This is a genomic window from Rhodovulum marinum (assembly GCF_004343075.1).
Lineage (GTDB): Bacteria > Pseudomonadota > Alphaproteobacteria > Rhodobacterales > Rhodobacteraceae > Rhodovulum > Rhodovulum marinum.
Genome location: NZ_SLXP01000004.1, coordinates 49120 through 75742, shown reverse-complemented (window position 1 = coordinate 75742; position 26623 = coordinate 49120). Strand labels below are relative to the sequence as shown.

Annotated in this window: 28 protein-coding genes; 6 read left to right on the top strand and 22 right to left on the bottom strand. The window is 70.7% G+C overall.

From position 1 onward, the window contains the following. Positions 1-109: 109 nt before the first annotated feature. Genes EV662_RS08145 through pdeM form a run of 4 tightly spaced genes read left to right on the top strand, consistent with a single transcriptional unit; the run spans position 110 to position 4651 of the window. Positions 110-1033 (top strand): carbohydrate kinase family protein, encoded by a 924-nt coding sequence (locus tag EV662_RS08145; protein ID WP_132461669.1) that lies wholly within the window; start codon positions 110-112, stop codon positions 1031-1033. Continuing rightward, positions 1030-1467, top strand: coding sequence for a D-aminoacyl-tRNA deacylase (dtd, locus tag EV662_RS08140; RefSeq protein WP_132461668.1), 438 nt, complete (start codon positions 1030-1032; stop codon positions 1465-1467). The genes EV662_RS08145 and dtd overlap by 4 nt, the downstream gene beginning before the upstream one ends. Before the next feature lie 47 nt (positions 1468-1514). Next, positions 1515-3908: a ligase-associated DNA damage response DEXH box helicase gene (locus EV662_RS08135; RefSeq protein WP_425057001.1), complete on the top strand. Its 2394-nt coding sequence runs from the start codon at positions 1515-1517 to the stop codon at positions 3906-3908. Between the two features lie 38 nt (positions 3909-3946). Beyond that, on the top strand, positions 3947-4651 hold the full coding sequence (gene pdeM, locus EV662_RS08130) for a ligase-associated DNA damage response endonuclease PdeM (RefSeq protein ID WP_132461666.1): 705 nt from the start codon (positions 3947-3949) through the stop codon (positions 4649-4651). Here pdeM and EV662_RS08125 read toward each other — a convergent pair. Continuing rightward, positions 4596-5342: a LytTR family DNA-binding domain-containing protein gene (locus EV662_RS08125; protein ID WP_132461665.1), complete on the bottom strand. Its 747-nt coding sequence runs from the start codon at positions 5340-5342 to the stop codon at positions 4596-4598. The genes pdeM and EV662_RS08125 overlap by 56 nt on opposite strands. Before the next feature lie 202 nt (positions 5343-5544). Here EV662_RS08125 and EV662_RS08120 point away from each other — a divergent pair, with 202 nt between their 5' ends. Then, a complete protein-coding gene (locus EV662_RS08120; RefSeq protein WP_132461664.1) occupies positions 5545-5979 on the top strand; it encodes a PaaI family thioesterase in 435 nt (144 codons plus the stop codon). Between the two features lie 6 nt (positions 5980-5985). On the opposite strand, the gene folD is transcribed toward EV662_RS08120, so the two are convergent. The 18 genes from folD to ruvC all read right to left on the bottom strand — a co-directional run bounded on the left by folD (position 5986) and on the right by ruvC (position 23612). Next, on the bottom strand, positions 5986-6888 hold the full coding sequence (gene folD / locus EV662_RS08115; RefSeq protein WP_132461663.1) for a bifunctional methylenetetrahydrofolate dehydrogenase/methenyltetrahydrofolate cyclohydrolase FolD: 903 nt from the start codon (positions 6886-6888) through the stop codon (positions 5986-5988). Beyond that, on the bottom strand, positions 6885-7193 hold the full coding sequence (locus tag EV662_RS08110) for a chorismate mutase (RefSeq protein WP_132461662.1): 309 nt from the start codon (positions 7191-7193) through the stop codon (positions 6885-6887). The genes folD and EV662_RS08110 overlap by 4 nt, the downstream gene beginning before the upstream one ends. Positions 7194-7266: 73 nt before the next feature. Beyond that, positions 7267-8943, bottom strand: coding sequence for a formate--tetrahydrofolate ligase (locus tag EV662_RS08105; RefSeq protein ID WP_132461661.1), 1677 nt, complete (start codon positions 8941-8943; stop codon positions 7267-7269). Positions 8944-9230: 287 nt separating this feature from the next. Further along, a complete protein-coding gene (ftsH, locus tag EV662_RS08100) occupies positions 9231-11144 on the bottom strand; it encodes an ATP-dependent zinc metalloprotease FtsH (RefSeq protein ID WP_132461660.1) in 1914 nt (637 codons plus the stop codon). A 79-nt stretch (positions 11145-11223) separates the two neighbouring features. Continuing rightward, the gene (gene tilS / locus EV662_RS08095) at positions 11224-12432 is read right to left on the bottom strand and encodes a tRNA lysidine(34) synthetase TilS (protein WP_132461828.1); all 1209 of its coding nucleotides are present in this window, start codon (positions 12430-12432) and stop codon (positions 11224-11226) included. Between the two features lie 17 nt (positions 12433-12449). After that, entirely contained in the window at positions 12450-13277 is an 828-nt protein-coding gene (ybgF, locus tag EV662_RS08090; RefSeq protein WP_132461659.1) for a tol-pal system protein YbgF, read from the bottom strand. Between the two features lie 10 nt (positions 13278-13287). Continuing rightward, positions 13288-13797 (bottom strand): peptidoglycan-associated lipoprotein Pal, encoded by a 510-nt coding sequence (pal, locus tag EV662_RS08085; protein ID WP_132461658.1) that lies wholly within the window; start codon positions 13795-13797, stop codon positions 13288-13290. Between the two features lie 78 nt (positions 13798-13875). Continuing rightward, positions 13876-15195: a Tol-Pal system beta propeller repeat protein TolB gene (gene tolB / locus EV662_RS08080; protein WP_132461657.1), complete on the bottom strand. Its 1320-nt coding sequence runs from the start codon at positions 15193-15195 to the stop codon at positions 13876-13878. Further along, entirely contained in the window at positions 15196-16371 is a 1176-nt protein-coding gene (locus EV662_RS08075; RefSeq protein WP_132461656.1) for an energy transducer TonB, read from the bottom strand. Positions 16372-16380: 9 nt separating this feature from the next. Then, complete coding sequence (tolR, locus tag EV662_RS08070; protein ID WP_132461655.1) at positions 16381-16857, bottom strand: protein TolR; 477 nt, start codon at positions 16855-16857, stop codon at positions 16381-16383. 3 nt (positions 16858-16860) lie between these two features. Continuing rightward, positions 16861-17556 carry a protein TolQ gene (gene tolQ / locus EV662_RS08065; RefSeq protein ID WP_132461654.1) on the bottom strand — a complete coding sequence of 232 codons (696 nt, stop codon included), beginning with the start codon at positions 17554-17556 and terminating at the stop codon, positions 16861-16863. A 109-nt stretch (positions 17557-17665) separates the two neighbouring features. Continuing rightward, the gene (gene ybgC, locus EV662_RS08060) at positions 17666-18061 is read right to left on the bottom strand and encodes a tol-pal system-associated acyl-CoA thioesterase (protein ID WP_132461653.1); all 396 of its coding nucleotides are present in this window, start codon (positions 18059-18061) and stop codon (positions 17666-17668) included. Continuing rightward, on the bottom strand, positions 18058-19950 hold the full coding sequence (locus tag EV662_RS08055) for a hypothetical protein (RefSeq protein ID WP_132461652.1): 1893 nt from the start codon (positions 19948-19950) through the stop codon (positions 18058-18060). The genes ybgC and EV662_RS08055 overlap by 4 nt, the downstream gene beginning before the upstream one ends. Next, a complete protein-coding gene (locus EV662_RS08050; protein WP_132461651.1) occupies positions 19947-20573 on the bottom strand; it encodes a hypothetical protein in 627 nt (208 codons plus the stop codon). The genes EV662_RS08055 and EV662_RS08050 overlap by 4 nt, the downstream gene beginning before the upstream one ends. Beyond that, positions 20570-21415 carry a hypothetical protein gene (locus EV662_RS08045; protein ID WP_132461650.1) on the bottom strand — a complete coding sequence of 282 codons (846 nt, stop codon included), beginning with the start codon at positions 21413-21415 and terminating at the stop codon, positions 20570-20572. The genes EV662_RS08050 and EV662_RS08045 overlap by 4 nt, the downstream gene beginning before the upstream one ends. A 2-nt stretch (positions 21416-21417) precedes the next feature. Next, entirely contained in the window at positions 21418-22449 is a 1032-nt protein-coding gene (gene ruvB, locus EV662_RS08040; protein ID WP_132461649.1) for a Holliday junction branch migration DNA helicase RuvB, read from the bottom strand. A gap of 3 nt (positions 22450-22452) precedes the next feature. Continuing rightward, complete coding sequence (ruvA, locus tag EV662_RS08035; RefSeq protein WP_132461648.1) at positions 22453-23109, bottom strand: Holliday junction branch migration protein RuvA; 657 nt, start codon at positions 23107-23109, stop codon at positions 22453-22455. Beyond that, a complete protein-coding gene (gene ruvC / locus EV662_RS08030) occupies positions 23106-23612 on the bottom strand; it encodes a crossover junction endodeoxyribonuclease RuvC (protein ID WP_132461647.1) in 507 nt (168 codons plus the stop codon). Before ruvC ends, ruvA begins: the two co-directional genes overlap by 4 nt. Positions 23613-23940: 328 nt before the next feature. On the opposite strand from ruvC, the gene EV662_RS08025 reads away from it, so the two are divergent. Continuing rightward, positions 23941-24144 (top strand): DUF1127 domain-containing protein, encoded by a 204-nt coding sequence (locus EV662_RS08025; RefSeq protein ID WP_132461646.1) that lies wholly within the window; start codon positions 23941-23943, stop codon positions 24142-24144. A 122-nt stretch (positions 24145-24266) separates the two neighbouring features. Here the strand turns inward: EV662_RS08025 and EV662_RS08020 are convergent, their stop codons facing one another. The 3 genes from EV662_RS08020 to msrA form a co-directional block, all read right to left on the bottom strand. Further along, entirely contained in the window at positions 24267-24617 is a 351-nt protein-coding gene (locus tag EV662_RS08020; protein WP_132461645.1) for a hypothetical protein, read from the bottom strand. A 62-nt stretch (positions 24618-24679) separates the two neighbouring features. Beyond that, the gene (locus EV662_RS08015; protein WP_132461644.1) at positions 24680-25555 is read right to left on the bottom strand and encodes a 50S ribosomal protein L11 methyltransferase; all 876 of its coding nucleotides are present in this window, start codon (positions 25553-25555) and stop codon (positions 24680-24682) included. A gap of 300 nt (positions 25556-25855) precedes the next feature. Beyond that, positions 25856-26506, bottom strand: coding sequence for a peptide-methionine (S)-S-oxide reductase MsrA (gene msrA / locus EV662_RS08010; RefSeq protein ID WP_132461643.1), 651 nt, complete (start codon positions 26504-26506; stop codon positions 25856-25858). Positions 26507-26623: the final 117 nt, after the last annotated feature.

The window sequence follows — 26623 nt, the reverse complement described above, 5'->3', positions numbered from 1 at the left end:
TGCCGCAGGCCCCGCGCCCTGTCGTTGACGCCCGTCAAGGCGGCTGCGGGCTTGGCAGCCCGCCCCCCGGGCGGGTAATGGTCGGGGAACCGAACGAAAGGCGAGGCAGATGATCCTTTGCGCGGGCGAGGCCCTGATCGACATGCTGCCCCGGCACACGGCGCAGGGCGAACCCGCCTTTGCGCCGCATGCGGGCGGTGCGGTGTTCAACACCGCGATCGCGCTGGGCCGGCTGGGGGCGAAGACGGGGTTCTTCTCGGGGCTGTCGACCGACCTGTTCGGGCGGATGCTCGACGGGGCGCTGACCGCCTCGGGGGTGGACGCGCGGCTTGCCGCGCGGTCGGCCCGGCCCACCACGCTGGCCTTCGTGACGCTGAACGACGGGCAGGCCTCCTATGCCTTCTACGACGAGAACACCGCCGGGCGCATGCTGAGCCCGGCCGACCTGCCCGCCCTGCCCGACACCGTCACGGCGCTGTTCTTCGGCGGCATCTCGCTGGCGGTCGAGCCCTGCGGCGCGGCCTACGAGGCGTTGATGCTGCGCGAGGCGCACGGCCGCGTGACGATGCTCGACCCCAACATCCGCCCCGGCTTCATCGCCGACGAACCCGCCTACCGCGCCCGGCTGGACCGGATGATCGCCGCCGCAGATATCGTCAAGCTGTCGGACGAGGATCTGCACTGGCTGTTGGGTCCGGGCGATGCGGCGGCGCTGGCCGCCGGACTGCTGAAGCGCGGGCCGCGGCTTGTCCTGCTGACCCGGGGCGGGCGCGGCGCGCTGGCCTTCGGCACCGCCGCCCGGGCCGAAATCGCCGCGCGCCCGGCCGAGCTGGTCGATACCGTCGGCGCGGGCGACACGTTCAACGCCGGGATACTGGCCGCGCTTCGGGCGGGCGGGCACCTGTCGAAACCGGGCCTCGATTGCCTGTCCCATGCCGCGCTGGTGGGCGCGCTGGACCTGGCCGCCCGGGCCGCCGCGATCACCGTTTCCCGCGCGGGCGCCAACCCGCCCTGGCGCGAGGAACTGGCATGAGGGCCCTTGTCCAGCGCGTGTCGCAGGCCGCCGTGCGCGTCGATGGCGAGACGATCGGCGAAATCGGCCCGGGGTTGATGATCCTGGTCTGCGCCATGGCGGGCGATGGCGAACCGCAGGCAGAGAAACTGGCCCAGCGCATCGCGCGCATGCGCATCTTCCGCGACGACGCGGACAAGATGAACCTGTCGCTGCTGGATACCGGCGGGGCGGCGCTGGTGGTCAGCCAGTTCACGCTGGCCGCCGACACCTCGCGCGGCAATCGCCCCGGTTTCTCCGCCGCTGCCCCACCCGCCGAGGGCGAACGCCTGTATCAGCATTTCACCCGGGCGCTGGCCGGCCAGGGCATCCGGGTCGAAACCGGCCGCTTCGGCGCCGACATGAAGGTGTCGCTGGTCAATGACGGCCCCGTGACCATCTGGATCGAGGCCTGAGCCCCCGTGTAAACCCCCGCGGCCTGCGCTACATCCTGCCCATGCGGATGCCCGACCCCTTCGAAAGCTGGTTCGCCGCGCGCGGCTGGACGGTCCACCCCCACCAGCGCGCGATGCTGGAGCGTGCAGGCGCGCCCGCGCTGTTGCTGATCGCGCCCACGGGGGGCGGCAAGACACTTGCAGGATTCCTGCCTTCACTGGCCGAAATCGCGGCGAATCCGGCCCCGGGCTTGCACACGCTCTACATTTCGCCACTCAAGGCGCTGACCGCCGACATCCGCCGCAACCTGCGCACGCCGATCGAGGAAATGGGCCTGCCCGTGCGGGTCGAGGACCGCACCGGCGACACCTCCTCCACCGCGCGGCGGCGACAGCGCGCCGACCCGCCCCATATCCTGCTGACCACCCCCGAAAGCCTGGCGTTGCTCCTCTCCTACGAGGATGCGCCGCGCATCTTTGCCGGGCTGAAGCGCGTGATCGTCGACGAGATCCACGCGCTGGCCGACTCGAAACGCGGCGACCAGCTGATGCTGGGTCTGGCGCGGCTGTCGACGCTTTGCCCCGGTTTGCGCCGCGTGGGGCTGTCGGCCACGGTCGAGGATCCGCCCGCGCTGGCCCGGTTTCTTGCCCGACACCCCGACAGTTGCGAGATCCTGACCGCCGATCCCGGCCCCGCGCCCGACATCGCCATGCTGGAAACCGACACCCCGCCCCCCTGGGCCGGTGGCGGGGGCCGCTACGCCATCCCCGCCGTGCTGGACCAGGTCGCGCGCCACCGCACCACGCTGATCTTTCACAACACCCGCGCGCAGGCCGAACTGTTCTTTCGCGACCTGTGGATGGCGAACGAAACCGGCCTGCCCATCGCCATTCACCATGGCAGCCTGTCGCGCGAGGCGCGTGAAAAGGTGGAAACCGCGATGGCCGCGGGCAGCCTGCGCGCAGTGGTCTGCACCGGCTCGCTGGACCTCGGCATCGACTGGGGCGACGTGGACCTGGTGATCCAGGTGGGCGCACCCAAGAACGTGAAACGGCTGGTCCAGCGGATCGGGCGGGCGAACCATCGCTACAACGCGCCGTCCAAGGCGCTTCTGGTGCCCGCGAACCGGTTCGAGGTGGTGGAATGCGTCGCGGCCCTGCAGGCGGTGCGCGAACAGGACCTGGACGGCGAGCCGCGCGGCCCCGGTCCGGGCGACGTGCTGTGCCAGCACATCCTGGCGACCGCCTGCGCCGGGCCGTTCGACGCGGGCGCCCTGTTCGCCGAGGTCACGACGGCGGGCCCTTATGCCGGGCTGACCCACGCCCGGTTCGACGCCTGCCTCGATTTCGCGGCCACGGGGGGCTATGCGCTTCGGGCCTATGACCGCTGGCAGCGGCTGAAACAGGCCCCGGACGGGCGCTGGGCCCTGCGCGATCCGCGCAGCGCCCGCGCGATCCGCATGAACCTGGGCACCATCGTCGAGGAAGAAACGCTCAAGGTGCGGATGAAACCCGCCCGCGGCGGCGCGCCCTTGGGCGAGGTCGAGGAAGCCTTCGCCGCCACGCTGACGCCGGGCGACACCTTTTTGATCGGCGGGCAGGTCGTGCGCTATGAATCCCTGCGCGAAATGGTCGTCGAGGTCAGCCGCAGCCCCGGGCGCGAGCCCAAGATCGCCGTTTTCGCGGGCACCAAGTTCGCCACCTCCACCCGGCTGTCCGACCGCATCCTGACCATGTTCCGCCAAGGCGACTGGCCCGATCTGCCCGCCCACACCGCGGAATGGCTGGCGTTGCAACGCCAGGTCTCGCGCCTGCCCGAACGTGACCGGCTGCTGGTCGAGACCTTCCCCCAGGACGGCCGCCAGCACCTGTGCATCTACGGCTTCGCCGGCCGCAACGCGCAGCAAACGCTGGGCCTGCTGGTGACGCAGCGGATGGAGGCGGCGGGGCTGGCGCCGCTGGGCTTCGTCTCGACGGATTATGCCACGCTGATCTGGGGCCTGGACGAGGTGACGGCGCCTGCGGACTTGCTGGATTCGAACGGGCTGCGCAGTGCTTTCGACGATTGGCTGGCCGGGAACGCGGTGATGAAGCGCACTTTTCGAACATCGGCCGTCATCGCCGGGCTGATCGAACGCAACCTGCCCGGCCGCCGCAAGACCGGGCGGCAGGCCACGTTTTCGTCCGACATCCTGTATGACACGCTGATGAAATACGACCCCGGCCACCTGATGCTGGAGATCACCCGCGAAGAGGCGATGAAGGGGCTGGTCGATTTCGGCCGGATCGAGGCGATGCTGGCCCGCGTCCGCGGCATCGACCACATCCGCCGCCCCCGCGTCACGCCGCTCGCCGCGCCGCTGTTCCTGGAGGCGGGGCGCATCCCCGTCAAGGGCGCCGCCGAACAACGCCTGATCGACGCCGCCGCCGACCGGCTTATGGCCGAGGCGGAGCTGGCCTGACCCCTTGCGCCCCCGCCCGGAACGGGGGACACCAAGCCATGACCGCCCACCATTTCACCCTGTCCGGCGCGCCGCTGGCCGCCCTGCCCTCGGGCGCGCTGCACTGGCCCGCGGCCGGGCTGCTGGCGGTGTCCGACCTGCACCTGGGCAAGTCGGAACGCCTGGCCCGGCGCGGCGGCACGCTGTTGCCGCCCTACGACACCGCCGAAACGCTGGCCCGGCTGGAATCCGCCATTGCCGCGACCGATGCGCGGACCGTGGTCTGCCTCGGCGACAGTTTCGACGACGACGCGGCCGCCCGCGCCCTGCCCCAAGGCGCCGAGGACCGCCTGCTGCGCCTGATGGCCGGGCGGCGCTGGATCTGGATCGCGGGCAACCACGACCCCGGCCCCGCGGGCCTGCCCGGCACCCACCTGGTCGAACTGGCCCAGGGCCCGCTGACCTTTCGCCATATCGCGGAACCCGGCGCCCGGGGCGAGGTGTCGGGCCATTACCACCCCAAGGCGCGGCTGACCTTGGGCGGGCGGCGCATCGCGCGGCCCTGTTTCCTGCTGGACGCGGCGCGCGTCATCCTGCCCGCCTTCGGCGCCTATACCGGCGGCCTGCCGACCGACGCGCCGGTGCTGGATGGGCTGATGGGGCCCGGGGCCCTGGCGGTGCTGACCGGCCCCCGGGCCACCGCCCTGCCTATGCGCGCAGGCCAAGGCCGCGCGCCTCGACCTCTGGCCGGTAGCGGCGGCTGACCGGCACCTCGGACCCGTCGCACAACCGCAGGAACAGGCGGCCGTTTTCGGTGCGGGCCCCGATGACCGCGCGCGCCGCCACCCAATGCGACCGGTGCACCCGCAGCCCCTCGGCCCCGTCCAGTTCCGCGATCGCATCGGCGAACCGGATCAGCACATCGCTGCTGCCCTTCTCGGTGACGACGCGCACGTAATGATCCGACGAACTCAGCCGGATCAGCGGCCCGCGCCGGCCTGCGGGCAACCGCGCCATGAGGGCCGGTTCCGATCCGGCCACCGGCGTGGCCCGCGGCACCAGGATCGCGCGCAACGCACACAGCCCCAGCGACAGAAGAAAGATCACCAGCGCGGCCTCGGCCAGGGCGATTGCCCCCGCGCGTTGGGCCTCGGCCGGTCCCATCCCCGCCGTGAGCCGCAGCGCGAAGGGCGCGAACACGACCGCCAGAACCCCGGCCTTCACCGCGGCGCGCGGCCATGGGCCCAAACCGGGCAGGTGCCGGCGCAGCCCAACGCGCAGCGCGACACCCCCGGCCAGCCCGGCCCCCACCAAGAGCGGCCAGGCCGCCATCCGGTCAAGCAACGGTGCCGCGTAGGTGCCGAACGGGCCGCTTAGCGCCAAGAGAAGCGACAGGCCAAGCCACAGCAACACCGTAGAGGGATGGAACAGAACCCGGTTGAAATCCTCGAACACGCCAAACGCCCATACAGTTGAAAGGGATCGATCAAATCGGGCCGCCGCCCGCGCAAGATAATTGCGCAAGTCAGAATGCCCCGCCCGCCCCCACGGCGCAACCCCCGCGATACCAACGGCTTGTCAACGATACCAAAGGCTTGTGAACACGCGCGGGGCCGGGCTAGCCTGCGCGCAACACCACAACGAAAAGCGCCCGAAGATGACCCATCCCCCGCGCAACCCGGCCTATGCCGACACCGTCAGGGCCAGCTTCGCGCGCCAGGGCATGATGCAAAGCCTGGGCGCCGGGATCGTGTCGCTGGCCCCCGGCACGGTCGAAATCGCGGCCCCCATCCGCCCCGAATTCGGCCAGCAGCAGGGCCTGGCGCATGCCGGTTTCACCTTTGCCCTGGGCGACAGTGCGGCGGGTTACGCGGCGCTCAGCCTGATGGAGGCCGGCCACGAGGTGGTGACATCCGAAATGACGATCCACCTTCTGGCGCCCGCGCGGGGCGACCGGCTGATCGCGCGGGGCGCGGTGGTGCGGGCGGGCCGGCGGCTGATGGTGGTGCGCGCCGATGTGCATGCCGAAAACGGGAACGAGCGCCGCCACGTGGCGACGCTCCTCGGCACGATGGTGCCGGTCACGGCCTGAGCGGTCTCAGGCGGTCAGCCCCTCGGGTTCGACCAGGCCATGGGCGCGGCAACAGGCGGTGACCGTGTTGGCCAGCAGGCAGGCGATGGTCATCGGCCCCACGCCCCCCGGCACCGGGGTGATCGCGCCCGCGACCTGCGCGGCACTTTCGAAATGCACGTCGCCCACCAGCCGCGTCTTGCCCTCGCCGCGCTCGGGCGCGGGGATGCGGTTGATGCCCACGTCGATCACCGTGGCGCCCGGCTTGATCCAGTCGCCGGGGATCATCTCGGGCCGGCCCACGGCGGCCACCAGGATATCGGCCCGGCGGCAGACCTGCGCCAGGTCGCGGGTGCGCGAATGGGCAACCGTCACGGTGCAGCTGTCGCGCAGCAGAAGATGCGCCATCGGCTTGCCCACGATGTTCGACCGGCCGACCACCACCGCGTCCAGCCCCGACAGCGCCCCCAACCGGTCGCGCAGCAGCATCAGACAGCCCAGCGGCGTGCAGGGCACCAGCGCCTTTTGCCCCGTCGCCAGCAGGCCGACGTTCGAAATGTGAAAGCCGTCGACATCCTTGGCCACGTCGATCGCGTTGATGACCTTGGCCTCATCGATATGGTCGGGCAGCGGCAATTGCACCAGGATCCCGTGCACCGCGGGCGCCGCGTTCAGCCGCGCGATCAGCGCCAGCAGGTCCTCTTCGGACGTCTCGGCGGGCAGCCGATGTTCGAAAGAGGCCATTCCGGCCTCCTCGGTCTGCTTGCCCTTGTTGCGCACGTAAACCTGGCTGGCCGGGTCTTCGCCCACCAGAACCACCGCCAGGCCGGGCACCAGCCCATGCTCGTCATGCAGGGCCTTCACATGATCGGCCACCTTGCCCCGGATCGTGGCGGCAAAGGCCTTGCCGTCGATGATATCCGCGCTCATAGCTGTCGCTCCCTCTGTCCCATCGCCACCTCTTCGCGGCGGATCGCCCATTCGATCAATTCGCGCCAGACCCGTTCGACCAGGTCGGGGTCCAGCCCTTCGTTCTCGGCGCGGGCGCGCACCTTGCCGATCACCTCGTCGATGCGCGGGCCGATCCGCGCGGGCAAGCCCTCGGCGGGTTTCAGCTCCGCCGCCCGGTCGATATAGCGCGCGCGCAATGCCAACCGCGCCACCAGGTCGGCATCCAGCGCGTCGATCTGCACGCGCAGTTCCGCCATGGTCCGGCAGTGCTCGGGCGGGATCATGGGGCGCCTCCTTGCATGCGTCTCACCGTCCCGCCCCTGTTAGCGCGCCACCCCGGCGCCTGCAACGCGCGGCTCAGAACAGCCCCTCGATCTGGCCCATGTCGTTCAGCCCGATGGTCTCGGCGGCGGGTTTGCTGGGCAAGCCGGGCATGGTCATGATCTCGCCGCAGATCGCCACCACGAACCCCGCCCCCGCGGCCAGCCGCACCTCGCGCACGGGCACCGAATGGCCCTCGGGGGCGCCGCGCAGGTTCGGGTCGGTGGTAAAGGAATACTGCGTCTTGGCCATGCAGATCGGCAGGTTGCCATAGCCCGCCTCTTCCCAGGCGTGCAGCTGGTCGCGGATCTTCTTGTCGGCGATCACCTCGCCCGCGCGATAGATGCGTTTCGCGATGGTCTCGATCTTGGCAAACAGGCCCATCTCGTCGGGATAAAGCGGGGCAAAGGCATGGTGGTCCTGCTCGGCCAGTTCGACGACGCGGGTGGCCAGCGCCTCGGTCCCCGCGCTGCCCTCGGCCCAGTGCTTGCACAGGATCGCCTCGCTGCCCTGACCGGCCACGAAGTCCTGCACCGCGGCGATCTCGGCCTCGGTGTCGCCCGCGAAATGGTTGATCGCCACGACCGCCGGCACGCCAAAGGATTTGACGTTCTCGATATGGCGGCCCAGGTTCGCACAGCCCGCCCTGACGGCGTCCACATTCTCGGCGCCCAGGTCCGCCTTGGCCACGCCGCCGTTCATCTTCAGCGCGCGCACGGTCGCCACGATCACCACCGCCGACGGCGCCAGACCCGCCTTGCGGCACTTGATGTTCATGAATTTCTCGGCGCCCAGGTCCGCGCCGAACCCCGCCTCGGTCACCACGTAATCGGCCAGCTTCAGCGCGGTCGTGGTCGCCATCACCGAGTTGCAGCCATGGGCGATATTGGCGAACGGCCCGCCATGGACAAAGGCCGGCGTGTTCTCCAGCGACTGCACCAGGTTGGGCTGCAGCGCATCCTTGAGCAGCACGGTCATCGCCCCGTCCGCCTTCAGATCACGCGCGTGGATCGGCGTGCGCTCGCGGGTATAGCCCACGATGATATCGCCCAGCCGCCGCTGCAGGTCGTGGATATCGGTCGCCAGGCACAGGATCGCCATGACCTCGGACGCCACCGTGATGTCGAACCCGGTTTGCCGCGGAAACCCGTTGGCCACGCCGCCCAGCGAACAGACCACGTCGCGCAGCGCCCGGTCGTTCATATCCATCACGCGGCGCCAGGTCACCCGGCGCTGGTCTATACCCAGGTCGTTGCCCCAGTAGATATGGTTGTCGATCATCGCCGCCAGCAGGTTGTGCGCGCTGGTGATCGCGTGGAAATCGCCGGTGAAATGAAGGTTCATGTCCTCCATCGGCACGACCTGCGCATAGCCGCCGCCCGCCGCGCCCCCCTTCATCCCGAAGCACGGGCCCAGGCTGGCCTCGCGGATGCAGATCGCGGATTTCTTGCCGATCCGCGCCAGCCCGTCGCCCAGGCCCACCGTGGTCGTCGTCTTGCCCTCGCCCGCGGGCGTGGGGTTGATCGCCGTCACCAGGATCAGCTTGCCGTTCGGGCGATCCTTCAGCCCCGCGATGAATTCGGCCCCCACCTTGGCCTTGTCATGGCCATAGGGCAGCAGGTCGCCCGCCGGGATCCCCAGCTTGGCGCCCACCTCCTGGATCAGGCGTTTCTCCGCCGCGCGGGCGATCTCGATATCGGTCTTGTGGGCCATTCTTCTTGTCCTCCCTCGGTCCGCCGGGCTCTGACGTCCCCGCGCTCCCTCAAATAGCGCCCTTCCCCCGCATTCAAAGCACAATTTGCGCCCCATGCTCCAGCACCCGCGGCCTGCCCGCCCATCCAGCCCCCGGTCTTTTTCTTGGGCCAAATACTCATCGCGGCCCGGCACGGGCCGCCCCGAAAAGGCGTGCGCCGCAGGCGCGCATCCAGACCGCGGACATGAAAAGGCCCACCACGGCAAGGGCGCGTGGCGGGCCTGTCTTTCGTCGCGGCAGCCTGTCCTCAGGTCGAGGGCTCGGGCTCGAAGCCCGGCTTGGCGCGCGGCTTGGTCTTCGGGATCGCCGTGACCGAAGGCGTGTCGCCCCCTTTCGGCGGCAGGTCCTCGTCATCGCCACGGTTCAGCGGTTCGCCGTTGATCACCTTCATGATCTCGGGGCCGGTCAGCGTTTCATACTCCAACAGGCCCTGCGCCAGCCGCTCCAGGTCGTCGCGCTTCTCGGTCAGGATCCGCTTCGCGGTCTCATAGCCCTGGTCCACCAGTTCCTTGACCTTGTCGTCGATCACCTTCTGGGTGGCCGCCGAATGGTTGGTCCCGCCGCCATAGGCGCCCAGATAGCTTTCCTGTTCGTTGGCGTAATCGACATAGCCCAGTTCCGCGTCGGCGAACCCGAACTGCGTGACCATCGCCCGGGCGATCCGGCTGACCTGCTGGATGTCGCTCGCGGCGCCGCTGGTGACGTTCTCCTTGCCGAACACGATCTCCTCGGCCACGCGCCCGCCCATCGCCATGGCGATCTTGGAGGTGTACTTGGTGTAGCTGACCGAAAGCTGGTCACGCTCGGGCAGCGACAGCACCAGGCCCAGCGCCCGGCCGCGCGGGATGATCGTCGCCTTGTGGATCGGGTCGTGCTGCGGCACGTTCAGCCCGACGATCGCGTGGCCGGCCTCGTGATAGGCGGTCAGCTTCTTCTCGTCCTCGGTCATGACCATGGACCGGCGCTCGGCGCCCATCATGACCTTGTCCTTGGCGTTTTCGAAATCCTCCATCGTGACGAAACGCCGGCCGACGCGCGCGGCCATCAGGGCGGCCTCGTTCACCAGGTTGGCCAGGTCCGCGCCCGAGAAACCGGGCGTGCCGCGCGCGATGATGCGCAGGTCCACGTCGGGGCCCAGCGGCACCTTGCGGGCATGCACGCCCAGGATCTTCTCGCGGCCCTTGATGTCGGGGTTGGGCACCTGCACCTGCCGGTCGAACCGGCCGGGGCGCAGCAGCGCGGGGTCCAGCACGTCGGGACGGTTGGTCGCGGCCACGATGATGATGCCCTCGTTGGCCTCGAACCCGTCCATTTCCACCAGAAGCTGGTTCAGCGTCTGCTCGCGCTCGTCATTGCCGCCGCCATAGCCCACGCCACGCGACCGGCCGACCGCGTCGATCTCGTCGATGAACACGATGCAGGGCGCGTTCTTCTTGGCCTGTTCGAACATGTCGCGCACGCGGGACGCGCCGACGCCGACGAACATTTCCACGAAGTCGGACCCCGAGATGGTGAAGAACGGCACGCCCGCCTCGCCCGCGATGGCGCGCGCCAGCAGCGTCTTACCCGTCCCCGGGGGGCCCACCAGCAGCGCGCCTTTCGGGATCTTGCCGCCCAGGCGGCTGAATTTCTGCGGGTTGCGCAGGAACTCGACGATCTCTTCCAGCTCTTCCTTGGCCTCGTCGATGCCCGCCACGTCGTCGAACGTCACGCGGCCATGCTTTTCGGTCAGCAGCTTGGCCTTGGACTTGCCAAAGCCCATCGCGCCGCCGCGCCCGCCGCCCTGCATCCGGTTCATCAGGAAGATCCAGATGCCGATCAGGATGATAAAGGGCAGAAGCGTGCCGATATAGGCCAGGATGCCGTTCTGCTCTTGCGGTTCGGCGCGGACATCGACGTTCTTTTCCAGCAGCCGGTCGGTGATGTCGGCCCCCCGGGGCACGATCGCGGTCACCGTGGTGCCGTCGGTCTCGCGGATCACGGCGCGCTCGCCATCCAGCGTGACACTCGCCACCTCACCGCTTTCGACGCTTTGCAGGAACTCGGTATAGCTGATGCTGCGCGAGGACATGGTGCCTTGTCCGCCGCTGAACAGGTTGAACAGGGCCAGGATCAGCAGGAACAGGACGACCCAGAATGCGATTTGACGCGCGTTGCCCACGGGCGATCTCCTTGAATGACGGCACGGGCGGGCCCGAAGGCCCGCCCATGGCCCTAAGATAGCGATTGGCCGCCCATGTTCAATGCGCGATGATCCGCTCGCTTAACGATGTTGCGAGCCGCGCCTGCCAGCCCGCGCCATGGCCGGCCAGCGGCGCGGCGACCAGCGTGTCGCCCCGCCAGACCGCCGGCGAGGCGAGCAGCGAGGCCCGCGGCAACCCCGCCTCGCGCCAGTCGGGACAGGCGGCCAGCCCCGCCGCGCCCAGCGCGCGCAGCTCCATCCCCGGCGCATATGGCCCCTCCAGCAGCCACCGCCCGTCCCAGGGCGTACCGGGCGCCGCGGTGGCGCGGGCCACCGCGGCCGGTTCGCGCGCGACGCGCAGCCCCTCCCCCGCGACCGACACCAGACAGCCATGCAGCGTGGCCCGGGGCGCGCGTGCCAGTGCTGCGCGCATGTCGGCCAGCGCCTCGGCCCGCGGCGGATACTCGGCCGAGGCGACCCAGCACAGCGCCGCGACCAGCAGGCGGCGCGCGATCTCGTCGGGCAGCGCCGCCAGCCCCGCCCGGTCGATCACCACGTCGCCGCGATCCGCGCGCGCGACCCGCGCCGCGGCATCCAGCGTGCAGGCCGCCAGCGCCGCGCGGGCCGAGGCCATGCGCCGCGCCACCGCCGCCAGACCGGCGGCCTCGATCCCAAGGGGCGCCAGGGCGGCCAGCGCGCGCCGCGCTTGCACCCGGTCGAACCGCGTATCCTCGTTCGACGGATCCTCGACCCAGCGCTGGCCACGTTCCGCCAGGTAGGCGCGCAACTCCGCCCGCGACAGCCCCAGCGCCGGGCGCAGCCATGTCACCCCCCGCGCCATGCGTGCGGGCGCCATCGCCGACAGCCCGTCCACCCCCGCGCCGCGGGCCAGCCGCATCAACACCGTTTCCGCCTGGTCGTCGCGGGTGTGGCCCAGCGCCACGCGCCCGATCCGCCGGCCCGCCGCCCAATCCGCGATCAGCGCGTATCGCGCCCGCCGCGCCGCGTCCTGCAGATTGCCCGTGCCGTCCCAGCCACCCCAGCGCAGCACGTCATGCGACACGCCCAGCCGCGCACAGGTGTCCGCCACGAAGCGCGCCTCGTCGGCGGCCTCGGGCCGCAGCCCGTGATCCACGGTGACGGCATGAACCGGCGGGCGCCCGCGCGCGGCCAGCGCGCACAGAACCGCCATGGAATCCCCGCCGCCCGACACCGCCACCCCCAGCGGCGCGTCGCCCGGGCAGGCCGCGGCCAGCGCCGCCTCGATCGCCCGGGCCGCCGGGCTCAATTGCACCCGATGGCGTCCATCGCGGCATCCGCGTCCTGCGCCTCGACCGAATCCGGGAACCGCGTGCCCACCTCGCCCAATGTCACGCAGGCCTCGCGGTTCTGGCCCAGCGCGTCCAGCGCAAGGCCCAGCTTGAACAGCGCGGCGGGCGCGTTCGGCCCGCCCGGGCTGCCCGAGAAACTGTCCAGATAGGCGCGCGCCGCGGCCGAGGTATCATCCTCGGCGCTCAGCGCCTCGCCGCGCAGGAAATGCGCCTCGCCCGACAGCGGGCTGCCCGGATAGGTCTCGGTGAAACGGCCGAACATCTCGGCCGCGCGGGCGGTCTCTCCGGCCTCCAGGGCTGCGCGGGCGGCGTCGAAATCGGCCCGTTCGCCCATCGCCAGTTCCGCCCCGCCATTGGCCTCGGGCGCGCGCACCGCCGGCGCGGGCCGCGCCATGTCCGCGCCGCCCAGCGTCGTCGTCTCGCCCAGCTGGCTGACATCGCCGCCTTCCAGCTCGACCAGCCGGAATTCCAGATCGCCGATCCGCCGGGTGCCGTCCTCGACCACCGTCTGGATGCGGAATTCCAGTTCCTCGGTCTTCGAAGTCAGCCGTTGCAATTCCTGCTCGATCGCGTCGATCCGCGCCAGCGCCGAGCCGCCCGCCAGCGCCCCGCCCGGCGCCCCGGTCGTCGACAGCTCGCGTTTCAGGCGCTGGATCTCGACATACAGCACCGACATTTCCTGGCGGATATCGGCCAGCGTTTCCTCGCGCGATTGCGCGGCGGCCGGTCCCCCGGCCGCCAGCATCACGCAAACGCCCAGCAACAGCGCGGCAATGCGCATGGTTGCCCCCTTACGCCCCGGCGCCCGCGGCGACCACGGTCACGGCGCGGCGGTTCTTGGAATAGCAGGCCTCGTCGGAACAGATTTCCAGCGGGCGTTCCTTGCCATAGCTGACGGTGCGCAGCCGGTTCGGCGACACCCCGCGCGACACCAGGTATTCCTGCACCGCGTTGGCCCGGCGCGCGCCCAGCGCAAGGTTGTATTCCCGCGTGCCCTGTTCGTCGGCATGGCCCTCGACGATGGCGGTATAGGCCGGGTTGTCGGTCAGCCAGCGCGCCTGCCCGTCCAGCGTGGCCCGCGCGGTGTCGGAGAGCGTGCTCTGGTCGACGGCGAACAGCACCCGGTCGCCGATGGTCTGGTTGAAATAGGCCACCGTCGTCGGGTCAGAGGCGGCGCCCAGCGCGCCATAGGCGCCCGCGCCCCCCGCGCCCCCCGCCCCCATGCCGAAGCGGTCGGGGTTGGAACAGCCGGCGACGGCCAGGGCGGCCACCACGAGAAGGGTCTTGGAAATCGGGGTCATTCGGGTCTTCCTTTTTTGTCGGGACCGGACCGATGGACGCATCCTATCAGCCGGATTTCGGTTTGAAAACGTGAGGTCTCAGGGCAAAAGCGGCGACCAGGCCGGGTCGGACGCGGCGCCCTGCACAGGCAACCGGCGCAGGTTGCGCCCGGTGATATCGACGGAATACAGCGCGGGCGCCCCCTGTGCCCCGGCGGTCTCGCGGGTGAACATCACCACCCGGCCATTGGGCGCCCAGGTCGGCCCCTCGTCCAGGAAGGACGCGGTCAACAGCCGTTCCTCGGACCCGTCGGTGCGCATCACGCCGATATGGAACCGGCCCTGGTTCTGCTTGGTGAACGCGATCATGTCGCCGCGGGGCGACCAGACGGGCGTGCCATAGCGCCCCTGGCCAAAGGAGATCCGCTGCGCCTCGCCCCCCGTGGCGGGCATGACATACAGCTGTTGCGTGCCCGACCGGTCGCTTTCGAACACGATCTGGCGGCCGTCGGGCGAATAGCTGGGCGCGGTCTCGATCGACGGCGCCGAGGTCAGCCGCGTGCGCCGCCCCGTTGTCAGGTCCAGTGTGAACAGGTCGGTATTGCCGCCCTGCGACAGCGAGAACACCACCTGCCGCCCGTCCGGCGCGAACCGCGGCGCAAAGGTCATCGTGCCGGGCTGTTCGTCCAGCGCGCGCCGCCCGGCGGTGGCCACGTCCAGCAGGTAGATGCGCGGGAACCCGGATTCATAGCTGGTATACAGCACCCGGTCGCCGGTGGGCGAGAACCGCGGCGCCAGCACGATGGACGAGGCATCGGTCAGGTAGGTCGCGTTCGCCCCGTCGTAATCCATGATCGCCAGCCGCTTCTGACGGGCGTCCTTGGGGCCGGTCTCGGCCACATAGACCACGCGGCTGTCGAAATAGCCGCCCTCGCCGGTGATCCGCGCATAGACCTGGTCGGCCACCTTGTGCGCCACCCGCCGCCAGCTGCCCGCCGGGCCGCCGAATTGCAGCCCGTCGCCCAGGGGCGCCTCGGAGAACACGTCGAACAGGCGGAACTTGACGTTCAGCCGCCCATTGCCGTCCAGCGATACCGCCCCGGTGACCAGCGCCTGCGCGTTGATCGCCTTCCAGTCGGCATATTGCACCGGGCTGTCGAAACTGGTGACCTGGCCGATATGCGCCTCGGCCGGGATTTCCCGGAACAGCCCCGTGCCCGCCAGGTCGGCGGCGACCACCCGGGCGATGTTCTGCGCGTATTCGGTGGCGGCCGCGTTCTCGGCCACGAAACCGGGAATGGCAAAGGGCAAGGGTTCGATCACGCCATCGTCGATCTCGATCCGCAGGGGGCCGGTCTGGGCCAGCGCCGGCAGCGTGCCCAGCGCCATGGCCAATGCCAGGGTCAGAATGCGCAACATCTATCGGATCCTCATGTTCTCGGGATTGAATGTCATCTCGATCTCGCGCCACTGGTCGTATTTTTCCACCGGCAGCGGAAAGCCCGAGGCGCCGCAGCGCACGATGGCGCGGCGCGCCGATTCATAGGTCTGGCGCGCCGCCGCCTCGGACCCGCCCACCCACGAGATCAGCCGGATCGTGTCGATCAGCGGCTTGCCGCTTTCGGCCATGTCGACACCGACCACGACCTGGGTGCGCATCGCCTCGGTCGACAGCGATCCCACGTTCCAGCAATTCGCCACCGCGATGCGCAGCGCGTCGCGCTCGCCTGCGGTCATCGGCGGGCCGGTCCGCGCGGTGCCGGTGCCGGGCCGCGCGGTTTCGGCGTTGCCCTCGGCCAGCGCGTCGGCGAGGGCGCCAGCCACCGCGTCGGCCAGCGCGTCCGGCGCAGGCGCCTCAGGGGCCGGTTCGGGTTCGGGCGCTGCGGCGGCCGGCGTTTCGGTCGTGGGCGCGGGCGGGCGCGGCGCCGCCGGGCGGGCCCGCGGGCGCGGCGAGGCCGCCATGGCCAGCCCCGTCTCGGGCCGTTCCTCGGCCTCGGTGACGATCTCGGTCGTGGCCTCCTCGCGGGCGGTCTCGCGCGGGTCCTCGGGCGGCGGGGTCGGTGCGGCGGCGTCGGGGCGTACCGCCTGGCTGGGCTGCTCGGCGATGGCCACGTCCTCGGGGGGCGCGGGCGCGGCCTCGGGGGCCACGCGCGGCGCGGGGCGCGGCGGCGCGGTGTCCACGACGGGCGCCTCGGGGGCATCCGGGGTCACCGGCGGCGGCGCGACCAGCGGCGGCAGGGTCTCGGTCACCTCGGCCTCGGGCGGGGGCTGGATCCCGCTGGTGTCGGGGGCCGCATCGGGTTCGGGCGTCTCCTGCGGGGCGGGCGATTCGGGCCGCTCAGGGCGGCGCTCGGGCGCGGGGGCGGGCCGGGGCGAACGTGTCACCGCGGGGGCCTCGGGGGCCTCGACCGCCTGCGCGGGCGCCTGCGGCGCGGCCGCGGGTGCGCTCAGCGCGGCGAATTCCTCACCCGACAGGATCGTCACGTCCGTCACCTCCATGGGCCGCGGCTTCGGCGCCCAGAACAGGCCGCCGAACAGCACCCACGCGATCAGGATCAGGTGCGCCGCCCCCGAGATATAGGTGCCGGTGTTCATGGCGCGGCCCTATTCGCCCGACCCGTCCAGCGCCGGCCCGCCGGTATCGGTCACCAGCCCGATATCGCGGAAGCCCGCCGCGTTCAGCGCCCCCATCACCTGAACCACGCGTTCATAGGCGATCGCCCCGTCCGCACGCAGATAGACCTTGTCGTCGTCGCGCTCGGCCGCGACCGCGCGCAGCCGCGGGATCAGCGCGTTCGCCTCGATCTCGGTTTCCTGCAACAGGATGCGCCCGTCCGCCGTCAGCGTGACGGCCAGCGGTTCCTCCTGCGCGGCCGGAAGCGCGTCGGCCGCCGTCTTCGGCAGCTCGACCGGCACCCCCACCGTCAACAGCGGCGCGGCCACCATGAAGATGATCAGCAGCACCAGCATCACGTCGACAAAGGGGGTGACGTTGATCTCGGACATGGCGGGCGGGTGGCGGCGGTGGCGCCGCACGCGCTTGCCGCCCGAATCCTGGCGGGGGGTCAGCGTCGCACCCATGGCCTAGGAATCCAGCTGGCGCGACAGGATGGTCGAGAATTCGTCGGCGAAGGATTCATAGCCGCCCACGATCCGGTCGCTGTCCGCCGACAGCTTGTTGTAGAACACCACCGCCGGGATCGCCGCGAGCAGACCCAAGGCGGTCGCCAGCAGCGCCTCGGCGATGCCCGGCGCCACCACGGCCAGGTTCGTGTTCTGCTGAAGCGCGATCTGCTCGAAGGCGTGCTTGATCCCCCAGACCGTGCCGAACAGCCCCACGAAGGGCGCCGTTGCCCCCACGGTGGCCAGGAACGACAGCCCGCCGTTCAGCGCCTCGGCCTGCTTGGCGATGGCCACGTCCATCGACCGGTCGATCCGCGCCGCCGCCCCCGCGATCAGCCGGCCGTCCTGCCGGTGGCTGCGGCGCCATTCCATCATGCCCGCGGCGAATATCTTTTCCGGCGCGGCCTGCGGGTCGGGGCCGATCTTGTCGAACAGCTCGTCCAGCGGCTCGCCCGACCAGAACGCCTCGTCAAAGCCCTCGGCCTCGACCTTGGCCTTGCGGAAATTGATGGATTTCTGGATGATGATCGCCCACGACCAGAAGGACGACAGGATCAACAGGATCATCACGATCTTCACCGTGAAGGTCGCGCGCGCGAAAAGCGCCAGCAAGGAGAAATCAATCTCCTGCGCCATCGCAAGGGTCTCGGTTTCCATGACGTACCGCTCGTTTGCTGGGGCCGTTGTTTTCCGGCCTTCATTACACCCGAGTCTACGCGGTTTTTAGGGGGATTGCCAACACATCCCTGTCAGCGCGGGCCGGCGCCTATGGCGTGGCCGGCAATTGGCGGAACTCTGCCGGCAGGCGGGTCGGACGCCCGGTTTCGCCCAGCGCCACGATGGTCACCCGCGCGGTGAACAGCACCGTTTCGCCCCGCATCACCCGCTGGTCCAGGACCAGCCGCGCGGGCGTGACCTCGGCCACCTCGGTCTCGACCTCCACCAGGTCGTCGAACCTGGCCGGGCTCAGGTACTCCGCCTCGACCCGGCGCACCGCGAACACGACGCCGTGGTCCGCCTTCAGCCGGTTCTGGTCCACCCCGATCCCCCGCACCCACTCGGACCGCGCGCGTTCGATGAATTTCAGGTAGTTGGCGTAATAGACGATCCCGGCAAGGTCGGTATCCTCGTAATAGACGCGGCACTGGAAGCGGTGGGTCATGTGTTGTCCGTCTTGATGAGGCCCGAGAACCCGGCCACCGCCAACAGCGACAACGCCCAGCCCGCCCCGATATGCAGCCACAGGTAGGCCCGCGCCCAGCGCCCGCGCGGCTTGCTCTCGTCGGGCACCCAGTAGGACTGCATTTCCAGCGAGACGACCGGAACCAGCGTGTCGATCGAATAGATGAAGGCGTTGAACCGGGGATAGGCGGCCGCCTCGGGCTGGTCGAGGAAACAGGCGACCTGGTGGGGATAGGCGGCCGCCGTCGCCTGCCCCTCGGCGCATCGGGTCCACTCGGCCTGGCGCAGGATCATCGGGGCGTTCGGCTTGATCTCGCCGAAGCCCGCCGAATTGGCGAAGACGATCCAGCCGGTCAGGAAGAACCCCATCGCCCAGGTCGCGGCACTCTGCGGCCTGCGGCCATAGCCGACGACCCCGCCCAGGATCGCGTCCCACAGGCGCAGGAACGCCAGTTTCAGCCACAGGCCGATCACCCGGTCGGTATGCGGCCGGACGCCTGCGACGGGCGCGGCCCGGTCCCGGTCGGCCCGCGCCCGGGCCAGCCGCCGGGTCACCCGGTCCCGCCGCGCGGCGCGCTGCCGCCTTTCCTTCTCGATCAGGATCGCGCGGGCCTCGGCCCCATGGCCCATCTCGCGCAACACCCTGGCGCACTGCTCCCAGGGCTGCGGCCAGAACTCGGCACCCCACCGGCTTTCGTCCTGCAGCGACAGCCAGCGGATGCGCGCGGCGGCGTCGACCGGGCCGCCCGTGAAGGCGCCATAGCGGCAGCGGTCGAGAAGCAGGTCGCCCTGCTTCGGCCAGCAGGCGGGATCGTCGTTGATATCCCCGATCTCCGCCGCGGTCAGGTCCAGCGCCCCGTGCAGCTCCGCCCCGTCCCGCAGGAAGAATGCGCCGTCGAGGTGCAGGCCTTGGAGGGTGAGCGCCCTGCCCCTCTTCACTGCTGTCAACCGTGCGCCCTCGCAAGTCAGAACCCCGCGAAGCTTCGCGCTGAGCAACCGTACCTCCCCCTGCGCCTCCACGCCGCGTAGGAAAACACTGCCCCGCGCCTCCAGACCGTCGGCGGACAGCGCATAGCCGTTCTCGCCCGCCGTCAGCCGCGCGCCGTCGCAGTCGAGACTTCCGCCCACCTTCGCCCCGACCAGCCGCACCTCCCCCTGCGCCTCCACGCCGTCCAGGACAACGCTGCCCCGCGCCTCCAGACGGTCGGCGGACACCGCCCTGCCCCCCTTTCCCGCCGTCAGCCGCGCGCCCTCGCAGCCAAGGTCCCCGCCCAGCTTCGCCCCGATGAGCCCGATCTCGCCTTTCGCGACAACCTTTCGTAGAAAAACGAAGCCTTTAGCATCCAGCCCGTGCGCCGACAGCGCCCGGCCCTCCTGCCCTGCCGTCAGCCGCGCGCCGTTGCCGTCGAGGTCCCCGCCCAGCGTCGCCCCGCCCAGCCGCACCTCCCCCTGCACCTCCGCGCCGCGCAGCACCACGTCGCCCCGCGCTTCCAGCCGGTCAGCCTCAAGCCCCGGCAGGGCGCTGCCGTTCAGGCCCAGCGTGTCGATCTGCGCGCCGCGGAGGACCGGTGCGGCATGGAACCGGCAGTTCATCACCCAGACATCCCGCGGGATGCGGGCGCCTTCGAGGTCCAGCTCCCCGGTAATCCGCGCCCCGAAAACCCGCACGCCCCACTCGGGCACGTCCAGATCGTCGAAGCCGTCGAGGACCAGGGAGCGCAGGAAGGCGGCCGTCACCTGCCGCTCCGGCCCCGCCCCCGGCCCGGGGCGCGTGCCGTCGCCCAGGACAACCTCTTTCCCATCCCACAGCCTGTCGCGGATCTCCTGCTCCGCCGGGGTCAGGTCGAACTCGCTCAGCTTCCGTTTCACTGCACGCCCCCCACCCGCGCCGCGAGCCGCAGCGCATGCGCCGGGTCGCGCGCCATCACCGGCATCACCGGGTCGTAGCCCGCGCGGATCACCCCGGCAATCTCGGGGCGCAGGACCAGCGTGCCCTCGGGCGTGCGGGCCAGCGGGCTTTGGTCGGTGAACGCCCGGTCGGACCACAAGAGGATCACCTGCACCATCTGGTTCAGCGCGATCGCCTCGGCGGGCAGCTGCGCCAACTCGTCATCCATGCGGACGAAGACGAAGGCCGCCTTGATCCCGCCCCCCTCGTCGAAGCGGAAGAACCGGTACTGGTTGGCGCCCGCCGCCTGCAACCGCTCGACCAGCGGGCCAAGGTCGGGCACCAGCCGGTCGAGATTCGGCACCTGGGGCAGTTCGGCCCAGTCGCGGAAGAAGAACACCATCAGGTTCGCGCCCAGTTCCGGGTCGGTCTCGGCCATCTGGTGACCGGCCAGCGCCACCACCGCCTCGGCCGCGCCCTTGACGGTGGCCAGCGTCTCCTCGGCCACGCCGAAGACCACCGGCGCGATGGGCCGCCCCCAGCGCGCGAAGAGATAGGACCCGTCGCCCCGGGTGAACAGCGCCTCGACCGCCTCGGGGCTCATGGCAGGGCCCTTTCCGCCGCATAGGCCGCCACGGCCGGGTCGGCCAGCACGTCCGGCCGGCCGAAAAAGCGGGGTGCGCGCCTTGCGTCCAGGAACACCGCCACCGGCGCGCCGTCGCTGATGCGCAAACCCCAGACCCCCGCCACCGCGTTGCACTGATGCGCCATGCAGCCCGCCCCGAACACCCAGTCGCCGCGGCGCACCGGGTTGCCGCCCACCGCGACGCGGCGGCGCAATTCGTCGATCTGCGCCAGGTCCATGATCGCGCCAAAGCGGGCCAGTTCGGATGCATCGTCGAAGATCATCCCCGAATGCCCTCCCAGCCAGCGGGTCACGTCCTGCCCCGCCCCCGCGGGCGCCGCCCCCGCCGGTGCCGGCGCGATCGCCGTCTCGGTCAGGGCCACCCCGTCAAAGGCATAACGGCGGATGTCGACCCGGATATCCGGGTCCTCGATATCGACCTCGATCCGGCCCGCCTCCAGCCGCACCTCGCGGACCGGGCCAAGGCAGCCGCCCATCGCGTCGCTGCGGGTGACCCGCCCCTGGCCGATCTGGATCACGATCAGCGACAGCGGACACATGTTGCCGCCGTGGCTGGTCTCGACCACGACCCAGTCGAACGGCTCGTCGGCACGCGCAAAGGCGCCCTTCAGCTTCACCCACCGATCCGAGGCCAGCGGGGTGGCCATCCCGCCGAAGAACACGCCCGTCTCTCCGGCCGAGATCGGCGCGACCGAGACCATGCCGAACCGGGTCTGGATCGCGTCGTACTCGCCCAAGGTGACGGGCTGGGCGCACAAGGGCGTGGCGGCAAGGGCGATCAGGGCGGCAAACCGGCGCATGGTCAGGCTCCGTCGAACAGGTCGGTCTGGCCGGGGGCGCGCGGCGCGGGCAGGCCCAGATGGGCCCAGGCCTTGGCCGCCAGCATCCGGCCGCGGGGGGTCCGCTGGATCAACCCCTGTTGCAGCAAGTAGGGTTCGATCACCTCTTCCAGCGCGTCGCGCGATTCCGACAGCGCGGCGGACAGCGTCTCGATCCCCACCGGGCCGCCCGCGTAATTCTCGGCGATCAGCCGCAGGTAGCGGCGGTCGGCGCCATCCAGGCCCATCGCGTCCACCTCCATCCGGGTCAGGGCATGGTCGGCCACCGCGCGGGTGATCCGCCCGTCGCCCTCGACCAGCGCGAAATCGACGACCCGGCGCAACAGACGCCCGGCGATCCGCGGCGTGCCGCGGGCGCGGCGCGCGATTTCCCTCAACCCGTCCGCATCGGCGGGCACCCCCATCAGGCGCGCCCCGCGCGAGACGATCTGTTCCAGTTCCGCGTCGGTATAGAATTGCAGCCGCACGGGAATGCCGAACCGGTCGCGCAAGGGCGTCGTCAACAGGCCCAGCCGCGTCGTGGCGCCGACCAGCGTGAAGGGCTGCAACTCGATCCGCACGGTGCGCGCGGCCGGCCCCTCGCCGATCACCAGGTCCAGCTCGAAATCCTCCAGCGCGGGATACAGCACCTCTTCGACCGCCGGGTTCAGGCGGTGGATCTCGTCGATGAACAACACGTCGCGCGATTCAAGATTGGTCAGGATCGCCGCCAGGTCCCCCGCCTTGGCCAGCACCGGGCCCGAGGTCATGCGGAAATTCACGCCCAGCTCGCGCGCGACGATCTGGGCCAGCGTCGTCTTGCCCAGGCCCGGGGGGCCGTGGAACAGCGCGTGGTCCATCGCCTCGCCCCGCTGGCGCGCGCTTTGCAGGAAGACGCGCAGGTTGGCGCGCGCCTCGGCCTGGCCGATGAACTCGTCCAGCGTGTCGGGGCGCAACGCGCGGTCGGCATCCTCGGGGCGGCGGTCGGGGCGCAGGGTGGGGTCGGGTTCGGTCATGGCTCAGCCTTTGGGGGCCAGCAGTTTCAGGGCGGCGCGGATCAGCGCGGGCGTATCGGCCCCGGGCGCCTCTCCGGCGGCCTGGGCGACGGCGCCCGCGGCCTCGGACGGAGCATAGCCAAGGTTGCCCAGCGCCGACAGGGCCTCGGCCTGCGCGCTGGCCGAGGGCGCGGGGCGCGGCGGCGCCGCCTCGATCACCGGCGTATCGGCCGGCGCCATGCCGCTGGCCGCCGCCAGCGTCCCGCCCAGCGCCATCACGCCCGGCGCCTTGCCCTTCAACTCGTTCACCACACGCTGCGCGATCTTGGGCCCGACGCCCGGCGCGGCCTTGATCGCGCCCCAGTCGCCCAGCGCAATCGCCCGGCCCACGCCCTCGGCCCCCAGCGTGCCCAGAATCGCCATCGACGCCTTGGCGCCGATCCCCTGCACGCCCATCAGCAACCGGTGCCATTCGCGTTCGTGCAGCGTGGGAAAACCGTACAGCTGCAGCAGATCCTCGCGCACCAGAAGGTCGGTGAACAGCGCCACCGCCTCGCCCGGGCCGGGCAGCGCGGCCAGCGTCCGGTCGGACACCTGCACGATATAACCCACGCCGCCCACGTCGATCATCACGTGGTCGGGGCCGCGATGGATCAGCCGCCCGGCGATGCGCCCGATCATGCGCCCGCCTTGGCCAGCGCCGCGGCCAGCCGCCCGCCCGAGGCCAGGTGGAACGCGTGGCACATCGCGATGGCCAGCGCATCCGCCGCATCGGGACCCGCGATCTTGATGCCGGGGAATTGCAGCCGCACCATGTGTTCCACCTGCCGCTTGTCGGCATGCCCCACGCCGACCACCGCCTTCTTGACCGCGTTGGGGGCGTATTCGCCCACCGCGAGCCCCGCCTTTGCCGGCACCAGCAACGCGATACCGCGGGCCTGGCCCAGCTTCAGCGTGCCGGCCGCGTCGCGGTTGACGAAGGTCTGTTCGACCGCCGCCGCCTCGGGGGCGTGCCGGGCCATGATCTCGGACAGTTGGTCGTGCAGCGACAACAGCCGTTCGGCCAGCGTCGCGCCCGCCGAAACGCATTGGCCGTTCGCCACATGCGACAGCCGCCCGTTATCCTGCTCGATCACGCCCCAACCGGTGCTGCGAAGGCCGGGATCGACGCCCAGAACGCGCATGCGCACCCCGCTTTCCTGTGTCTTTTCGGACGCAGTAGCACGAAAAGCGAACATCGGCCAGCGGCAATCGCGGCCCCGCCGCATCGCGTGCTGCGCGCCGGGCGCAGCAGCGGGCGGCCGGAATCGCCGCCTCATGGCCTGGAAACGACATTTTCCGGGCGACTGTTTTCCGTTCTCTAACAAAGTGTTAGCGTATCGTCGCGCCATGCAGCGCCTGCATGCGTCCCATGCGATTTTTCCGGCTTGTGCGGCGCAGGCCGGGCGCCTAGCTGCCAAACCACGAACCAAGTGCAAGACCCCTTGCCCGACCGTGGAAGGACGACGAGAGATGGCTGTTTACACCACCACCCGCCCCCATCTGAACGGCCGCCTTTTCGGAGGCCGTCTGCACCGCCTGCTGCCCGATCTCATGGGCGCGCTGGCCGCCTGGAACGATGCCCGCGTCACCCGCAACGCGCTGTCGCGCCTGTCGGACCGCGAGCTTGACGATATCGGGCTGTGCCGCGCCGATATCGACCGCATCACGCGCTGATCCCCGTTGCCCGCCGGGCACGGGCCCGCGCGGGCGCCGTTGCGCCCCTCACGCAACGCGAAGGCCCCGGTCGGACAATCCGGCCGGGGCTTTTCACATCGGCATGTCGGGGGGCGCGGCGATCAGCCCAGCAGGCCCACCAGCCTGACCATCTCGCCCGCCATCCATTCGGTGACCGGGTCGATCTGCATGATATAGATAGAAACCTGCTGCACGACCGAGTCGCCCGCCGCGCTTTCCAGCCGCTGGTGATAGCTGATCGGGCCGATCTGGGCGAGGATCAGCGCCTTGACCACGACCACGGCCAGCGCGATCGTCCCAAGCGAGCGCCACAACGGAATCCGCCCGGACAGGCCACGGCGATAGCGGGACCGGCCCATCGTGCCCGGCGCCTCGAAGCCATAACCCTTGCGATGCATCCGCTCCAGCTTTGCCAGCCGGCCGCGAAACTCTTCGTATTGCGGATCGTACATGGCCCAGTTCCTACACACCCAACCATGACGATAATGCGTGGAAAAAAGGGCGAAATTGCGGCCTAACCCGCGGATTTCCGAAGACAAAGCGTGACCCAGTCGCCGATTTCCTCGCGCTCGTGGACAATCAGCCCGGTTTCCCCGTAACACGCCGCCACCTCGTCGCCCTGTTCCACCAGCAGACCCGACAGGATCGCATAGCCGCCCGGGGCGATTCGCGCCGCCATGTCGGGGGCCAGCGCCATCAGCGGCGCCTTCAGGATATTGGCGAACACCAGGTCGTAGGGCGCCGCGGCGTCCAGCTCGGGGTGGTCGAACCCCGCCGCCTCCAGGCAGCGCACCCGCCCCGCCAGGCCGTTCGCGGCCACGTTCGCCTCGGCCACCTCGACGGCGACCGGGTCGATGTCGGACGCCAGCACCGGCACCTGCCACAGCCGCGCCGCCGCCATCGCCAGAACCGCCGTGCCGCAGCCGATATCGGCCACCGCGCGCGGCGCGATGCCGGCCGTGGCCAGCCGGTCCAGCGCCCGCAGACAGCCCTGCGTGGTGCCGTGATGCCCGGTGCCGAACGCCATCGACGCCTCGATCAACAGCGGGATACAGCCCCCGGGCACCCGGTCCGCATCGTGGCTGCCATAGACGAAGAACCGCCCCGCCTCGACCGGGGCCAGCTCGCGTTTCACCTTGGCCACCCAGTCGGTTTCCGGCAGTTCCGACACGATGAATTCGCGCGCCCCATGCATCGCGGCCAAAAGCGCAAGGCCCGCGGCATCGGGCGTCTCGGTGAAATAGCCGCCCACCTCCCACAGACCCGACCCGTCCTCGATCTCGAACACGCCGACCCCGCTGGGCGCGGGGTCCAGCCGCTCCATCGCCTCGCCCAATGCCTCGGCCCGGGCCGGGCCCGACAGGGTGGTCAACGCGGTATAGGTGGGCATGGGCGATCTCCTTGGCAGGCGGGGCTGACCAGCGCCTAGGCCCCGGGCGCGGCCGGGTCAAGCGCCGCGATCACCCGCCCGGCCGGGATGACGGCCCCCGAGGCGCGGCACGCCGCGTCACCGGGCGGTCCAGCCACGCCGCGGCCTCGCGCTCCACCCTTCGCCGGGACCGCCAGCGCCCCCCATGGATCAGCCCGCCGCCCCGGCCAGCGCCCCGCCCGGGGCCCGGAACGGGGGACGCGCCCGCATCGCGGACCCGAACCGCCGACGCACCGGCCGCACCCCGCGGGCGCCTGCGGCTCAGGCCTCCGTGCCGATGGGGCAACGCACCCCGGTCCCGCCCAGCCCGCAATAGCCGCCCGGATTCTTGGCCAGGTATTGCTGGTGATAGCCCTCGGCATAATAGAATGGCGGCGCGGGGCGGATCTCGGTGGTGATCGCCCCGTAACCGGCGGCGTCCAGCCGCGCCTGATAGGCCGCCCGGCTGGCCTCGGCCGCGGCGGCCTGCGCGTCGGTAAAGGTATAGATGGCCGAACGGTACTGCGTGCCCCGGTCATTGCCCTGGCGCATGCCCTGGGTGGGGTCATGCCCCTCCCAGAAGGCGCGCAACAGCGCGTCATAGCCGATCTGCGCGGGGTCATGGACCACGCGCACCACCTCGGTATGGCCGGTGCGCCCGGTGCACACCTCGTCATAGGTCGGGTTCGGGGTAAAGCCCCCCGCATAGCCCGCCGCCGTCATCCACACGCCCGGCAACTGCCAGAACTTGCGCTCCACCCCCCAGAAACAGCCCATGGCGAACACCGCCTCCTCCATCCCCTCGGGCAAGGGCGCCTTGAGCGGGCGGTGAAAGACGTGGTGCATCTCTGCGGTCGGGATCGGATCGGGGCGGCCGGGCCAGGCATCGGCCTCGGCCACCATGTCGGTCTTGCGGCTGAGAAAGGAAAACATGCGTCGAACATCCCTCGTCGATTTCCGGGCAACGATATAGCGTGCCCAGCCGCCCCGCCCAGAGGCACCGCCGGTGGCAGGCACGGGTTTCGCCTTGGCTTCGCCAAGGCAACCGGG